Genomic DNA, 14,620 nt, shown 5'->3' with positions numbered 1-14,620 from the left:
CCCATCGATTTGCAGGCGTTAAGAGTTAAGATTTCTTCGCCTGATACATCTCATCTCCGTGGTTGTCGTCTTCAACCCAGAAATTAATGTTGAATTGCGCATCGTCGCTTAATTCAACGCGATGCCAGTATTGTGGTGGACTGGTCGCGAACTGACCGGCATTAATCACCACTTTCACTTCGGGTTCTTTTGCGTCTTCATTGGCAAAGCCATAATACGTCACCGTTCCTTCCATCACGCAGAGCTGTCCAAACACCCCCGCAGCGGTGTTGTGGTGGGAGAGCAGTGCCGCAGGGACATTGTCTTTCGTAAAGAAGGGAGTAGAGCGTTTAACTTTCCAGTTTGCCGGGATGCGTAAATGGGACATAAGACATCTCCTTCGTGTGGCATCTATAAGATGCATTTAATATACATCTTATAGATGCCTGCAGGCAATGAATTTAGGCCAAAAAAAACGCTCCCGAAAGAGCGTTTCTGTTAGCGACCGAAAAGGTCACGTTTTTTCGGTTTAAATGGTTGTGCTATGACGACCAGTATTGCCACAACAAGATATGCGGCAAAGATCCCTAGCAGCCACTGCGGCATTTCGAGGGTTAAAAACGACCACTGACGTTCAGCGCAGTCACCGGATGCCACAAACACCTGCGGCAGCCATTTATCCAGCGGTAACCAGCTCGGAAAGCGCGCGGCAAAATCGCAGGTCATAAATGGTGACGGGTGAAGCTGGATCATAGTGTGCTCATACGCTAACTGAAGTCCGCGCCAGGCGCTGTAAATCCAGATAACCATCGCCACATAGCGCAGCGGTGTTTTTGGGGCGATAGCACCCACCAGTCCCGCACCCATCACGCCAAATAATGCGCTACGTTCATAAATACACAACACGCAAGGTTTTAGCAGCATGACGTGCTGGAACCACAGCGCGACGAGTTCCAGCGCAAAGGCGGTAAACGCCAACAATAACCATGCTCCGCGACCACGGGAACACTGGTTTAAAAATCGCAACATAATAATTTCCCTGCAACATGCGTAGAGACCGCAGTTTAAACCAATTCAATTTATGCGCCACTAGCGGGAATTGAAAATTTGCGTAATCGGATAATTATCATGCAAAAAGTCAAACCGGGCAGTGATTTGCCCGGTTAATTGTTATGAAAGTGTAGCTAACCAGCCCGACTGGGTCATCCATTCGGTCATTGGAACAAGCGTGAACTCCACGCAAAGCAACCCGACGAGCGTCAGGACGAGGGTATAAGGCAGAGCCATCCATACCATGCGACCATAAGAGAGGCGAATCAATGGCGCCAGTGCGGAGGTCAGCAGAAACAGGAACGCCGCCTGACCGTTGGGTGTGGCCACGGAAGGCAGGTTGGTCCCGGTGTTAATCGCCACTGCTAACAGCTCATACTGATTAAGGCTGATGGTTCCGTGTTCCAGGGCCGCTTTGGCTTCGTTGATGTAGATAGTGCCGACAAAGACGTTATCAGAAATAGACGACAGCAGGCCGTTAAACAGATAGAACAGCGTTAATTGCGCGTGTTCAGAGGCTTGTAAAACGAACTGAATAATCGGCGAAAAGAGCTGCTGATCGATGATAACCGCGACAACGGAGAAGAACACGGTCAGCAGGGCGGTGAAGGGCAGCGACTCGGTAAATGCTTTGCCAATAGCATGTTCGTCGGTGACGCCGGTCAACGACGTTGCCAGTATGATCACTGACAGACCAATTAATCCCACTTCCGCCAGATGCAGTGCCAGGGCGACCACCAGCCAGACGCCGATTATCGCCTGAATAATCAGTTTGATTTTGTCCTGACGGGTTCGCTGCTGACGGCTCTGATCGTCATATTGTTGCAGGACGTCCCGGACGCTCTCCGGCAACGTTTCGCCATAGCCAAACCAACGTAATTTCTCAACCAGCACGCAGGTTAGCAGACCGCAAATCAGTACCGGAACGGTGACGGGAGACATGCGCAGAAAGAAGTCGCCAAAGTGCCAGCCAGCCGCTTTGGCGATAATTAGGTTTTGCGGTTCGCCAACCATGGTCATTACGCCGCCTAACGCCGTACCAACGCCTGCGTGCATCATCAGGCTACGCAGAAAACCACGGAACTGCTCCAGAACGACCTTATTGTGCTGATCGATATGGCTGTCATCGAGCATATTGTTATCTTCCCCGCGGGAAGAGGCTACGCGATGGTAGATGCCATAAAAACCGACCGCTACGCTTATTACCACGGCAACGACGGTCAACGCGTCAAGAAACGCGGAGAGGAAGGCGGCAGCAATACAAAAGGAGAGCGAAAGCAGTGATTTGGAACGAATGCTGAGCAGAAGACGGGTGAAAATAAACAACAGCAGTTGCTTCATAAAGTAGATGCCCGCCACCATAAACATCAGCAGCAATAACACCTCAAGGTTGGCGGCAACTTCTTCACGCACATGTGCGGCGCTGGTCATGCCAATGATGACGGCTTCGATGGCCAACAGCCCGCCCGGCAGCAGCGGATAACATTTTAGCGCCATTGCCAGCGTAAAAATGAACTCGGCTACCAACAACCAGCCAGCAATAAAGGGATTGATGAAAAAAATAATCGGGTTAACGACTAAGAAGATGAGCAGTGCAAGTTTATACCAGTCTGGCGACTGGCCTAAAAAATTTCGCCACATAGCGCGGCTCCATGATAGCTCCATGGTGATTTCCCTACCTTTAAAAATGAAATCATGTTTTTATGTTTGACCGCAAAGCTTAGCGGGAGGAGGGAGCACAGGCAAGCTCTTCACGTGAATGGCAAGGGTGAGTGTGCATCAGCGTTATCTGGAAAATGAAGCCTTGATCCACTTTTTCTTCATTTCGTCAGCTATCAGCTATGAAACCCGTCTGGTATGATAACTGTAACTATGTTTTGCTGTGTAATGGAATTATTACTATGGTCATTAAGGCGCAAAGCCCGGCGGGGTTCGCGGAAGAGTACATCATTGAGAGTATCTGGAATAACCGCTTCCCACCTGGCACTATTTTGCCCGCTGAACGTGAACTCTCTGAACTGATCGGAGTGACACGTACTACGTTGCGCGAAGTATTACAGCGTCTGGCGCGGGATGGCTGGTTGACCATTCAACACGGCAAACCGACGAAGGTGAATAACTTCTGGGAAACCTCCGGGCTGAATATTCTTGAAACGCTGGCGCGCCTCGATCACGAGAGCGTACCGCAGTTGATCGATAATCTGCTGTCTGTGCGTACCAACATTTCAACCATCTTTATCCGCACCGCGTTTCGCCAGCATCCTGACAAAGCGCAGGAGGTATTGGCGACAGCAAATCAGGTAGCTGACCATGCTGATGCGTTCGCCGATCTGGACTACAACATTTTCCGCGGTCTGGCATTTGCGTCCGGTAATCCCATTTACGGTCTGATCCTCAACGGAATGAAAGGGTTATATACGCGCATTGGTCGTCATTATTTTGCCAATCCAGAAGCGCGTGGTCTGGCGCTGAGCTTCTATCGTAAGCTGTCAGAACTGTGCGAGCAGGGTGCTCATGAGCAGGTTTATGAAACGGTGCGCCGCTACGGTCACGACAGCGGCGAGATTTGGCATCGTATGCAGAAGAACCTGCCGGGCGATTTAGCTATTCAGGGACGCTAAACGCGCCATGCCGGATGGCGACGCCAGAGCGTCTTATCCGGCATGGAATACGTCCACTTCGTAGGCCGGATAAGGTGTTTACACCGCCTCCGGCAATAAGATTTACAGACCGTTCATCCTCGGCGGGCAACGCTCCAGCAACTCCACGCTGCCATCTTCATTCTGCTGCTCCAGCATCACATCAAAACCCCATAACCGGTGCACATGTTTCAGCACCTCTTTGCGGCCTTTATCCAGCGGGGCGCGGTTATGCGGAATATAGCGCAAGGTGAGCGAACGGTCGCCACGCAGATCGACATTCCAGATTTGAATATTCGGCTCCAGGTTGCTGAGGTTATATTGCGACGACAGTCGGCTACGAATTTCACGATACCCTTCCTCATTATGGATAGCGGAAATCTCCAGGTAATTGTGGCGATCGTCATCCAGCACGGTGAACAGGCGGAAATCGCGCATCACTTTTGGTGACAGGAACTGACTGATAAAGCTCTCATCTTTAAAATCGCGCATCGCGAAATGCAGCGTTTCCAGCCAGTCGGAACCGGCAATATCCGGGAACCAGTACCTGTCTTCCTCGGTGGGGGACTGACAGATACGCTTGATATCCTGGAACATCGCAAAGCCCAGCGCGTAAGGATTTATCCCGCTATACCACGGACTATTGTACGGTGGTTGGAATACCACGTTGGTATGGCTATGCAGAAACTCCAGCATAAAACGCTCGGTAACTTTACCTTCATCATAAAGGTGGTTGAGGATGGTGTAATGCCAGAAGGTGGCCCAGCCTTCGTTCATCACCTGCGTCTGTTTCTGCGGATAAAAATACTGGCTGACCTTGCGCACGATGCGTAAGACCTCACGCTGCCAGGACTCCAGTAGCGGCGCGTTTTTTTCCATAAAATACAGCAGGTTTTCTTGCGGCTCAGAAGGATATCGCCGCGCTTCGGAAATGGTTTTCTCTTCCTCTTTCTTCGGCAGCGTGCGCCACAGCATATTCACCTGGCTTTGCAGATACTCTTCACGGCTTTTCTGCCGGGCTTTCTCTTCCTGTAGCGAGATTTTTTGTGGTCGTTTGTAACGGTCCACACCGTAGTTCATCAGCGCATGGCAAGAGTCGAGGAGTTTTTCCACTTCATCCACGCCGTAACGCTCTTCACACTGGGTAATGTAGTTTCGCGCGAAGATCAGATAGTCGACAATGGAACTGGCATCCGTCCAGCTACGGAACAGGTAGTTATTTTTGAAGAAGGAGTTATGTCCGTAGCAGGCGTGCGCCATTACCAGCGCCTGCATGGTGATGGTGTTCTCCTCCATCAGATACGCAATACACGGATTGGAGTTAATGACGATTTCATAGGCCAGCCCCTGCTGACCATGCTTATACAAGCGCTCGGTTTCAATGAACTTCTTACCAAACGACCAGTGCGGATAGTTAATTGGCATCCCGACGCTGGAGTAGGCATCCATCATCTGTTCGGAGGTGATCACCTCGATTTGGTGCGGGTAGGTATCCAGTCTGTAGAGTTTCGCCACGCGGTCTATTTCCGCCAGATAGACATCCAGCAGATCAAACGTCCAGTCGGGTCCATCGCTTAACCGTGTGCTGTCCTTGTTCATGGAATCAATCGTAGCCATTCGCGCACCCTCATTGTTGGCGGCACTCTCTGTCTGGAGTACCTCATTTCAAGCATAGATCATGGTGTTAAAAAACGTGCTGTGGCAGAAATTTTTTCTTTGCGATTTCACGATAGCGAGGCGTGGAAAAAAGGCGTGTCCGCAAAATTTTATGCTGGATAAAAATAACGCACAGCATGAGATTCCAAAGCAGGGAGTTCCCTGCAATCACCGCTATATGTGAGATAAGTCACCATAAAAAAGCCATATGTTGAATAATATTTTCAACTGAGTTATCAAGATGTAATTAGATGATTGTTCTTTTACTGTTAACGGAGTGGCTATGCGAGTTGTCATACTGGGAAGTGGTGTCGTTGGCGTGACCAGCGCCTGGTACTTAAGTCAGGCTGGACACGATGTCACCGTCATTGATCGTGAGCCCGGTCCGGCACTGGAAACCAGTGCGGCAAACGCCGGACAAATCTCTCCAGGTTATGCAGCACCATGGGCGGCGCCAGGCGTACCGCTTAAAGCAATTAAATGGATGTTTCAGCGCCATGCCCCGCTGGCCGTCCGTCTCGACGGGACCCAGTTCCAGTTGAAATGGATGTGGCAAATGCTGCGCAACTGCGACACCAGCCACTACATGGAAAACAAAGGTCGCATGGTGCGGCTGGCGGAATACAGCCGTGATTGTCTGAAAGCGCTGCGCGCCTCTACCGGTATTGAGTATGAAGGACGTCAGGGCGGAACGTTACAGCTGTTCCGTACTGCTCAACAGTATGAGAACGCTACCCGCGATATCGCCGTGCTCGAAGACGCGGGCGTGCCGTATCAGTTGCTGGAAGCAAGCCGCCTGGCGGAAGTTGAACCGGCGCTGGCGGAAGTCGCGCACAAGCTGACCGGCGGTTTGCGTTTACCAAACGACGAAACCGGTGATTGCCAGCTGTTTACCCAGCGCCTGGCGCAGATGGCCGAGCAGGCGGGCGTTAAGTTCCGCTTTAACACGCCGGTCGATAAGCTGCTCAGCGAAGGTGAGCAAATATATGGCGTCCAGTGTGGGGATGAAATCATTAAAGCCGATGCTTATGTGATGGCGTTTGGTTCTTACTCCACGGCAATGCTCAAAGGGATTGTTGATATTCCGGTCTATCCGCTGAAAGGTTATTCCTTAACCATTCCGGTGGCGCAGGATGACGGGGCACCGGTTTCTACTATCCTTGATGAAACCTACAAGATCGCCATAACCCGCTTTGATAATCGTATTCGCGTTGGCGGCATGGCGGAGATTGTTGGCTTCAATACCGAATTGCTGCAGCCTCGCCGCGAAACGCTGGAGATGGTTGTACGCGATCTTTTCCCGCGCGGCGGCCATGTGGAGCAAGCCACATTCTGGACCGGACTGCGTCCGATGACCCCGGACGGTACGCCGGTCGTGGGACGAACCCGCTTTAAGAATCTGCTGCTCAATACCGGTCATGGCACGCTGGGCTGGACCATGGCCTGTGGATCCGGTCAGTTGCTGAGTGATATTTTGTCTGGTCGTACCCCAGCCATTCCTTACGACGATTTGAGCGTGGCGCGTTACAGTCCGGGGTTTACCCCCTCTCGTCCACGGCATTTACACGGCGCACATAACTGATAAGGACGAGAGATGACCCGCCCGATACTGGCCAGCATTGACCTGCAGGCGTTGAAACAAAATCTGGCCATTACGCGCCAGGCCGCACCGGACGCCCGCGTCTGGTCGGTAGTGAAAGCCAATGCCTACGGGCACGGCATTGAACGAGTATGGAATGCGCTGGGCACAACCGACGGTTTTGCCATGCTCAATCTTGAAGAGGCGATAACTCTGCGCGAGCGGGGATGGAAAGGCCCGATATTAATGCTGGAGGGTTTTTTCCACGCCGAGGATCTGACGGTTTATGACAAATATCGTCTGACAACGTGTGTGCATAGTAACTGGCAGCTAAAAGCATTGCAGAATGCGCGCCTGAACGCACCGCTTGATGTTTATCTGAAGGTGAACAGCGGCATGAACCGGCTGGGTTTCTTACCGGACAGAGTTTCCACGGTCTGGCAACAGCTGCGGGCAATGCCCAACGTCGGTGAAATGACGCTGATGTCGCACTTCGCAGATGCAGAACACCCGGATGGCATTCAGGACGCGATGACGCGTATTGCGCAGGCAACAGAAGGATTGGAGTGCAGACGATCGCTGTCCAATTCGGCTGCAACGCTGTGGCATCCTGAAGCGCATTATGATTGGGTTCGCCCTGGCATCATTTTGTACGGAGCTTCGCCGTCGGGACAATGGCGAGACATCGCCAATACGGGGCTGAAACCTGTGATGACGTTAAGCAGCGAAATTATCGGCATACAAACGCTCAAAGCCGGCGATCGGGTCGGTTACGGCGGGCGTTATACCTCCAGCGGCGACCAACGCATCGGTATTGTGGCAACCGGCTATGCGGACGGTTACCCGCGCCATGCGCCGAGCGGCACGCCAGTGTTGGTGGACGGTGTGCGCACTAAAACGGTCGGAACGGTATCAATGGATATGCTGGCGGTTGACCTGACGCCATGTCCTCAGGCGGGGATCGGCACGCCGGTAGAGCTGTGGGGTAAAGAGATTAAAATCGACGATGTGGCCGCTGCTGCGGGTACGGTGGGCTATGAACTGATGTGTTCGCTGGCGCTGCGCGTACCGGTTGTGACGGTGTAACTTTAGAGGGCCTGATAGCGCGCAGCTTTCAGGCCTGGAGAGTCGGTGCATTTTGTATGCCGGGTAAGGCGCAGCCGCTACCCGGCAAAAACAGCTCTGTTACTCATCCTCGTCTTCAGCAACACGAACCCCGACTTTGAGCACTGCATTATCTTCTTTCTCTGCCACCGTCCAGATCATGCCAGCAAATTCAACCTGGTCACCAACGACCGGCGCGGCGCCTAACAGGTGCTGAACGATTTCACCCAGCGTTTGCTGTTTATCGCGATACTCTGTGCCATCGTCGAGGCCATATATCAGCGCCACGTCGGCATATTTTGCACTGGCTTCGAGAATAAAATCGCCAAAGAAGCGCTGGTCTAACGATACCGGTGGCGACTGGCTGAATAGCTTGCCGAGAGCGGGGAGATCGCGCTCGCGACCAATGACGCACAACACGTCACCTTCACGCAGGCGCGTGCTGCCCGACGGATGAAACAAGACATTGTCACGAAACAGGGCGGCAATTCGCGTTTCTTCCGGCATATGCAGATCGCGCAATGCGGCTCCCACACACCACTTATCCGCGCTGAGCTGATAAACAAACTGCTCCCAGGGGTTATCCGGGTGAATATCCAGACCAATTCGTGAAACGGGCCAGCCGACCGGAGGAACCACCACTTTGGCTTTTTTGGCCGCCCAGGAAAGCGACGTTCCCTGAAACAGCAGGGAGATCAGAACCACGAAGAACGCCACATTAAAGAACAGACGCGCATTCTCCAGGCCCGCCATCATCGGGAAGACGGCAAGGATGATCGGCACCGCGCCGCGCAAGCCCACCCAACTGATAAAAATACGCTCGCGCAGATTGAAGCCACGGAACGGCAGCAGTCCGGCGAAGACCGACAGCGGACGAGCCACGAAAATCATCCACGCGGACAAAATTAGCGCCGGAATTGCGATAGGTAGCAGGTCGGACGGCGTGACCAGTAGCCCCAGCACCAGGAACATAGCGATTTGCGCCAGCCAGGCAAGGCCATCGAAGTTTTGCAGGATACCAAATCGGTTGCGGATCGGGCGATTACCCAGCAGGAAACCACACAGATAAACCGCCAGAATACCGCTGCCTTCCAGCGCGGTAGTCAGGGCAAAAATGAGGATCCCGCCGCTTAAGGCCAGTAACGGATATAGCCCGGCAGGCAACGAAATGCGGTTAATCATTTGCTGCAGCAGGTAGCCGCCGCCGAGGCCCAGCACAATCCCTAAGCCAAACTGCTGGAGAATATGCACCGCGAACATCCAGCTTAAACCGGTCTCGTGGTTTTGGATCATGGCGATAAGCGTGATAGTCAAAAAAACCGCCATCGGGTCATTACTCCCGGATTCAATTTCCAGCGTGGAGCCAACACGTTCGTTAAGCCCCTTACCGCCAAGCAGGGAAAAGACCGCCGCCGCGTCGGTGGAACCGACTATCGCGCCAATCAATAGTCCCTCAATGAGATCCAGATTAAACAACCATGCGGCCATCATGCCGGTAAGTCCGGAGGTAATCAGTACCCCGACGGTCGCCAGCGATAACGCCGGACCCAGCGCGACGCGAAAAGAGCTGGCCTGGGTACGCATGCCGCCGTCGAGCAGGATAACCGCCAGCGCCAGGTTACTCACCATGTAGGCAAAAGGGTAGTTGTCAAAAGGAATTCCGCCGACACCGTCCACACCCGCTAACATCCCGATAGCGAGAAATATCACCAGAATAGGGATGCCAAGACGTGATGAGAATGAACTGAGTAAGATACTGCAGGTGACGAGAACGGAACCCAAAATAAAAAGGCTAATAATTGCTGCGGCATCCAACGTTCGTTTACTCCTGAATTACGCTGTTTCGTATTAACAAACCCTAACATAATAACGACAGAAACAGCGTTTTACTTAGCCCTGTTGGCCGCTTTTTTTACGATTTAAGTACCGGATGACCATTTATAGTGAGCTGAGCGCCATTTTTATCGTTTTTCAGCATCGCATTCGCCCCCAAAGGCAGGGTGACGGTGCGTTGTTCATGACCAAAATCGAGACCGCTGATTAACGGAACTGACAATCTGGCGCGGAGAAAAGCGCAAACCGAATCAAGGCTGTAACCGTCGTCATAGCCATTGGGCGCACTGCCGCTAAAACTGCCCAGAATAATGGCGTTCTGCCGGGCCAGTATTCCAGCGTGGTATAGCTGTAGTAGCATGCGTTCAATACGGAATGGGTGCTCATTAATGTCTTCCAGCACCAACACACCGTTTTCGATAGCGGGCATCCACGGCGTTCCCATCAGCGAAATGATCATCGCCAGATTTCCGCCCCATAGCGTACCTTCGGTCGCACACGCCGGGCCGTTACTCTGCCATTCGAGGGTAAATTGGGGATGACGCAAAGCCTGCCAGAAATGGTGCTCGGTAAACGCGTTCATCTCTTCGGCGCCGAAGTTAGCCGCCAGCATTGGGCCGCTGAAGGTAATCACATTCCCTTGCGCCAGCAAACCGCACTGAATCGCCGTAAAATCACTGTGCCCGCAAAGCAACAGCGGGTTCTGTTGCTGACGGGCAGCCAGCCCCTGCCAGTCGATCCCTTCCAGTAAACGGCTGGCGCCATAGCCGCCGCGTACCGCCATCACAATGGTGTCGGGCGTTTGCAGATTAACGAGTGAGTTCACATCAGCCAGACGCTCTGCTTCGGTGCCCGAAAAACGCTGGCAGCGGCGCGCAATGACCGCCGAATTGTCGACCTGGTGACCGGCCTCAGTAAGCCGCGCAAGCCCACGTAATGCGGCCTGCTGGTTGATACAGTAGCCCGAAGGGGCAATTAAGTGAAACCGGGACATGGCATTTCCTTGCTACAACTAAAACCAAATGTATATCATGCCGCGTAGGTATGTCGTTGTCACCTCAGCGACAGGTTCCGGCTATAAGGATAGATGACGTGAAATTGAGATGGTTTGCTTTTTTGGTTGTATTACTTGCGGGCTGTAGTTCAAAACAGGATTACAAAAATCCGCCATGGAATGCTGAAGTTCCGGTCAAACGCGCAATGCAATGGATGCCGATCAGTGAAAAAGCCGGCGCGGCCTGGGGGGTCAGTCCACAATTGATTACCGCTATCATCGCCATTGAGTCTGGCGGAAATCCGAATGCGGTCAGTAAATCGAATGCGATTGGTCTGATGCAGCTAAAAGCGTCTACGTCAGGACGCGATGTTTACCGTCGCATGGGATGGAGCGGAGAGCCGTCGACCAGCGAGCTGAAAAATCCTGAGCGTAATATTTCGATGGGCGCCGCCTACCTGAGTATTCTTGAGACCGGACCGCTGGCCGGAATTGAAGATCCGCAGGTAATGCAATATGCGGTGGTGGTGTCGTACGCCAACGGGGCGGGCGCGCTACTGCGAACGTTCTCCTCCGACAGGAAAAAAGCCATCAATAAGATCAACGATCTCAGTCCGGATGAATTTATCGATTATGTGGCTGATAATCATCCGGCGCCGCAGGCCCCGCGCTATATCTGGAAGCTTCAACAAGCGCTGGATGCGATGTAATTCAGGTGATGTTAATCGCGCACCTTGTTTGCTTTTTCCCGGGCTTCGCGTTCAAGGGAAAAAATAATCCGCTGTAAATTCCGCTCCACCGCCGGGCCGACGTTGAGAAAACGAAAGCTCAGGCGGGGAGTGGTAATGGTTTCGTTTTTGCTGTCGATAACTTTGCGCTCGCTAATGGAAATGAGCTGAGCGTCAACGTGATATACACCCCATTGCTCCATGTTCAGTTCAACCTGTGAGAAGCGCATGCCTTCTACCAGTCCCTCTGGCTTTGCCGTTTCTAACAGTCCACCCATGCCGCCGAGAGACAAATCGAACAGGCGAAAATGCAGAATGCTGTTGTCCGGCATCTTTGCCGCGCAGCGATAGGGGGGATGCAGCGGCGCACCGATACGGAAATATTCCCGACGCTGGACGAACCACAGGGAAGGCGGCAACGATGAAATAAATGCCGGTAGTCGCTGATACTCGCCTTTTTTAAGCTGCGGCAGGGTGAATTCCACTTTGGCGCCCTGCGTTTCGGCAATAATTGAGATCTGGCTGGCCCGCTGCACGGCCTGGTTTTCATATTCCTGGCTGCCAAAATCCATGATCAGTTCGTCCGGGCTGACCGACAGTATTTTGCTGATGAACTGGCCACCTGACCAGGAGATACGCAGCGGAACCTGCTGTGAATTTAAGTCCCTGAGTACACCTAACACCGCTAACGGATTTTGCTTCAGGAACTGCTCATTGTAGTTGCTCACACCTAATGACTCCTGGATGCCTGGTTTATCGTTGGATTATCGGCATCAAACGACGGAACTTAAGACAAATGAATGAAATTTTTTACCAAAGCCAATGAATTAAGTCTGTATGGAAAAGCGTCATCCAACAGCTTGCCTATACTTAATGCACTGGCGCGGGAATAACTTGCGCGCATTTACTGGAAAGAGGGCCTGAAAATGGGAATTATTGCCTGGATTGTTTTTGGTCTGATTGCAGGTGTTATCGCTAAAATGATTATGCCGGGGCGTGATGGCGGTGGGTTTATCCTGACCTGTATTCTCGGTGTGGTCGGTGCTGTTGTCGGTGGATGGCTGGCAACGATGTTTGGCATCGGCGGCGATGTCAGCGGATTTAATCTCCACAGCTTCCTGGTGGCCGTGGTCGGCGCGATTGTTGTGCTGGGTATCTTCCGGCTTGTGCGACGAGATTGAGTGAGCGGCCCCCGCGGGGGCCGTTTCTTTGTAATATAAAGTTCGTTATGGCGTCGGTTGCGTCTGCTTTTGAGACTCAGTTGATGCTGCCCCTGTCGGAGCCGGACGAGTTGCGGGGACGCTGTCACACGGTTTTTCTTTGGCGCAAATCAGGTCGAGCATTTTCAGGGTTACGCCGTTGGTCCAGCCGAACCCATCCTGCAACGGATATTCACCGCCGCCACCGCCAGTGCCTGTGGTACTCACGTCATACTTTTCAACCAGCTTTTTCTCGCGATCGTAAGTGTGCTGCACGTTGGTGAGAAATCGCCAGGTGACGTCCATGGCGACGTTATCCTGACCGTAATTCTGTAACCCTGATGCCGCGACCCACTGGAGCGGGGCCCAGCCGTTTGGCGCATCCCATTGCTGGCCGCTTTTTACCGAAGTAGTAGCAAGACCGCCGGGCTGCAGCAGATGCGCCTGGGTTGCCGCGGCAACCTTACTGGCGCGATCTTTTGCCGCTGCATTGACATACAGCGGGAACAGGGCGGCGGCAGTGAGTTGGTTACGTACTTTGCGGCTCTTCAGATCGTAGTCGGCATACCAACCCTCTTTGTCGTTCCACAGGTGCTTTTCGATCCCTTTTTGTCGGGCATCGGCAAAACCGTCATATTGAGCAGCTTTGGCATCATCACCGGCGGCTTTACTGGCGAGGGCGATCATTTTTTCCATTTTGTACATCAGCGCATTGAGATCCACCGGCACGATGCTGGTGGTACGCAGGGTGCCTAGCTGGTTGGGGTTATCCATCCAGCGGGAGCTAAAGTCCCAGCCGGACGCGGCGGCGGAACGCAGGTCGCGGTAGATTTCGGTTGCCGGGCGGTTCGGGTTACTTTTAGCAGTGGCGATATCCTCCACCCATGACTCCGGCCTCGGCGTATCGCGGTCATCCCAGTAGCGGTTCAAAATGGTGCCGTCATCCAGCTTAACCACGCGCTTATTCTGCTGACCGGGCTGGAGCGTTTCGACGCCTTCCATCCAGTAGGAGTGCTCTTTGAGCATCTGCGGGAGGTATTTTTTCAGCGCATCATCCCCGTCATGCTGCGCCAGTAGTTCAACCATAAAGGCAAAGAACGGTGGTTGAGAACGGCTCAGATAATAGGTGCGGTTGCCGTTTGGAATGTGTCCCCAGGCATCAATTTCGTAAGCGAAGTTTGCCACCATATCGGAGACCTTGTCCCAGTGGTTGCTTTCGGCAAGCCCCAGCATGGTGAAATAGCTATCCCAATAGTATATTTCGCGAAAACGCCCGCCTGGCACCACATATGGCTCCGGGAGCGGCAGCAGCGAGTCCCATTTTTCAGTGTCGGTTGTTGAGCGGGTTAGCACCGGCCACAGACCATCAATATGCTCGCGCAGCGATTGCCCGGCAGGGGGGACGTATTTCTCACCCTCTTTCGGTAAGGTAAAATTCACTCCGACAAAATGACGTAAATCGAATCCAGATTGATTCTTTTGCATTCGGTAATCGGCGAGGATCATTAACGGATCGCTATTGGGAACCGCGTCAGCAAAGGTTTTCTGGTCAGGGAAAAGTTTGGCCGTTTGTACATCGTTAAACAGAGGGCCGAGCAGAATATCAGGCGGTTGCGGTGTCGCTGCTGGCGTGTCCTCCGCATTGACAGTAAAAGAGGTAAAGGCAAAAAGGGTACTGGCAAGCGTCAGTTTTATAGCGACAGAAAGCAGGCCGGGATGGCGAATTGCTGGTGTTATCATCGGTTAATCTCCTTAGCGGCGTGCCGAAGCAGCGGCATTTACCATGAGAAAACCTTAGTTCAGGATCGACCGTTGCGCGTGATCGGCTCCCCATTTTGCGAATAAACAGACATTTCCCG

At 52.9% G+C, this 14,620-nt stretch carries 12 protein-coding genes and 2 pseudogenes; 6 read left to right on the top strand and 8 right to left on the bottom strand.

What is annotated here, in order from left to right; translation table 11 throughout:
* Positions 1 to 25: 25 nt before the first annotated feature.
* From ACVXHP_RS06080 to nhaB, 3 genes are all read right to left on the bottom strand, one after another.
* A complete protein-coding gene (locus tag ACVXHP_RS06080) occupies positions 26 to 367 on the bottom strand; it encodes a DUF1971 domain-containing protein (RefSeq protein ID WP_003020940.1) in 342 nt (113 codons plus the stop codon).
* A gap of 110 nt (positions 368 to 477) precedes the next feature.
* Positions 478 to 1,008 carry a disulfide bond formation protein DsbB gene (gene dsbB, locus ACVXHP_RS06075; RefSeq protein ID WP_042307884.1) on the bottom strand — a complete coding sequence of 177 codons (531 nt, stop codon included), beginning with the start codon at positions 1,006 to 1,008 and terminating at the stop codon, positions 478 to 480.
* 141 nt (positions 1,009 to 1,149) lie between these two features.
* Positions 1,150 to 2,694: a Na(+)/H(+) antiporter NhaB gene (nhaB, locus tag ACVXHP_RS06070; RefSeq protein ID WP_304699689.1), complete on the bottom strand. Its 1,545-nt coding sequence runs from the start codon at positions 2,692 to 2,694 to the stop codon at positions 1,150 to 1,152.
* A gap of 236 nt (positions 2,695 to 2,930) precedes the next feature.
* Here nhaB and fadR point away from each other — a divergent pair, with 236 nt between their 5' ends.
* A complete protein-coding gene (gene fadR, locus ACVXHP_RS06065; RefSeq protein ID WP_038641229.1) occupies positions 2,931 to 3,650 on the top strand; it encodes a fatty acid metabolism transcriptional regulator FadR in 720 nt (239 codons plus the stop codon).
* 102 nt (positions 3,651 to 3,752) lie between these two features.
* Here the strand turns inward: fadR and ACVXHP_RS06060 are convergent, their stop codons facing one another.
* Positions 3,753 to 5,285 carry a SpoVR family protein gene (locus tag ACVXHP_RS06060; protein WP_006684212.1) on the bottom strand — a complete coding sequence of 511 codons (1,533 nt, stop codon included), beginning with the start codon at positions 5,283 to 5,285 and terminating at the stop codon, positions 3,753 to 3,755.
* A 322-nt stretch (positions 5,286 to 5,607) separates the two neighbouring features.
* Here ACVXHP_RS06060 and ACVXHP_RS06055 point away from each other — a divergent pair, with 322 nt between their 5' ends.
* From ACVXHP_RS06055 to ACVXHP_RS06045, 3 genes and pseudogenes are all read left to right on the top strand, one after another.
* Positions 5,608 to 6,906, top strand: a complete 1,299-nt coding sequence (locus ACVXHP_RS06055; RefSeq protein WP_316129080.1) for a D-amino acid dehydrogenase — start codon at positions 5,608 to 5,610, stop codon at positions 6,904 to 6,906.
* A gap of 12 nt (positions 6,907 to 6,918) precedes the next feature.
* The gene (gene dadX / locus ACVXHP_RS06050; protein WP_200006236.1) at positions 6,919 to 7,989 is read left to right on the top strand and encodes a catabolic alanine racemase DadX; all 1,071 of its coding nucleotides are present in this window, start codon (positions 6,919 to 6,921) and stop codon (positions 7,987 to 7,989) included.
* Between the two features lie 45 nt (positions 7,990 to 8,034).
* A pseudogene (locus tag ACVXHP_RS06045) lies at positions 8,035 to 8,148 on the top strand (hypothetical protein); the annotation flags it as partial.
* Here the strand turns inward: ACVXHP_RS06045 and ACVXHP_RS06040 are convergent.
* Positions 8,107 to 9,822 (bottom strand): annotated as a pseudogene (locus ACVXHP_RS06040) (potassium/proton antiporter); the annotation flags it as partial. The pseudogenes ACVXHP_RS06045 and ACVXHP_RS06040 sit on opposite strands and share 42 nt — an antisense overlap.
* Positions 9,823 to 9,919: 97 nt before the next feature.
* Positions 9,920 to 10,834: a muramoyltetrapeptide carboxypeptidase gene (gene ldcA / locus ACVXHP_RS06035; protein WP_447571057.1), complete on the bottom strand. Its 915-nt coding sequence runs from the start codon at positions 10,832 to 10,834 to the stop codon at positions 9,920 to 9,922.
* 98 nt (positions 10,835 to 10,932) lie between these two features.
* On the opposite strand from ldcA, the gene emtA reads away from it, so the two are divergent.
* On the top strand, positions 10,933 to 11,544 hold the full coding sequence (gene emtA, locus ACVXHP_RS06030) for a membrane-bound lytic murein transglycosylase EmtA (protein WP_042307896.1): 612 nt from the start codon (positions 10,933 to 10,935) through the stop codon (positions 11,542 to 11,544).
* Positions 11,545 to 11,555: 11 nt separating this feature from the next.
* Here emtA and ycgR read toward each other — a convergent pair whose 3' ends face one another.
* Complete coding sequence (ycgR, locus tag ACVXHP_RS06025) at positions 11,556 to 12,290, bottom strand: flagellar brake protein YcgR (RefSeq protein WP_200006238.1); 735 nt, start codon at positions 12,288 to 12,290, stop codon at positions 11,556 to 11,558.
* A gap of 198 nt (positions 12,291 to 12,488) precedes the next feature.
* Between ycgR and ACVXHP_RS06020 the strand changes: the two genes are divergently transcribed.
* The gene (locus ACVXHP_RS06020) at positions 12,489 to 12,743 is read left to right on the top strand and encodes a GlsB/YeaQ/YmgE family stress response membrane protein (RefSeq protein WP_200006239.1); all 255 of its coding nucleotides are present in this window, start codon (positions 12,489 to 12,491) and stop codon (positions 12,741 to 12,743) included.
* Between the two features lie 45 nt (positions 12,744 to 12,788).
* Here ACVXHP_RS06020 and ACVXHP_RS06015 read toward each other — a convergent pair whose 3' ends face one another.
* Positions 12,789 to 14,501, bottom strand: a complete 1,713-nt coding sequence (locus tag ACVXHP_RS06015; protein ID WP_447571056.1) for an alpha,alpha-trehalase — start codon at positions 14,499 to 14,501, stop codon at positions 12,789 to 12,791.
* Positions 14,502 to 14,620: the final 119 nt, after the last annotated feature.

The sequence above is a fragment of the Citrobacter freundii complex sp. 2025EL-00176 genome (assembly GCF_053309355.1).
The sequence above is the reverse complement of the archived record's forward strand: the minus strand, read 5'-3'. Positions and strand labels throughout refer to the sequence as shown.

Excerpts from the sequence above, each read along its gene's own strand:
- ACVXHP_RS06060 (WP_006684212.1), bottom strand. The coding sequence starts at position 5,285 with ATGGCTACGATTGATTCCATGAACAAGGACAGCACACGGTTAAGCGAT.
- dsbB (WP_042307884.1), bottom strand. The coding sequence starts at position 1,008 with ATGTTGCGATTTTTAAACCAGTGTTCCCGTGGTCGCGGAGCATGGTTA.
- ldcA (WP_447571057.1), bottom strand. The coding sequence starts at position 10,834 with ATGTCCCGGTTTCACTTAATTGCCCCTTCGGGCTACTGTATCAACCAG.
- fadR (WP_038641229.1), top strand. The coding sequence starts at position 2,931 with ATGGTCATTAAGGCGCAAAGCCCGGCGGGGTTCGCGGAAGAGTACATC.
- ACVXHP_RS06080 (WP_003020940.1), bottom strand. The coding sequence starts at position 367 with ATGTCCCATTTACGCATCCCGGCAAACTGGAAAGTTAAACGCTCTACT.
- ACVXHP_RS06020 (WP_200006239.1), top strand. The coding sequence starts at position 12,489 with ATGGGAATTATTGCCTGGATTGTTTTTGGTCTGATTGCAGGTGTTATC.
- ACVXHP_RS06015 (WP_447571056.1), bottom strand. The coding sequence starts at position 14,501 with ATGATAACACCAGCAATTCGCCATCCCGGCCTGCTTTCTGTCGCTATA.
- ACVXHP_RS06055 (WP_316129080.1), top strand. The coding sequence starts at position 5,608 with ATGCGAGTTGTCATACTGGGAAGTGGTGTCGTTGGCGTGACCAGCGCC.
- dadX (WP_200006236.1), top strand. The coding sequence starts at position 6,919 with ATGACCCGCCCGATACTGGCCAGCATTGACCTGCAGGCGTTGAAACAA.
- nhaB (WP_304699689.1), bottom strand. The coding sequence starts at position 2,694 with ATGGAGCTATCATGGAGCCGCGCTATGTGGCGAAATTTTTTAGGCCAG.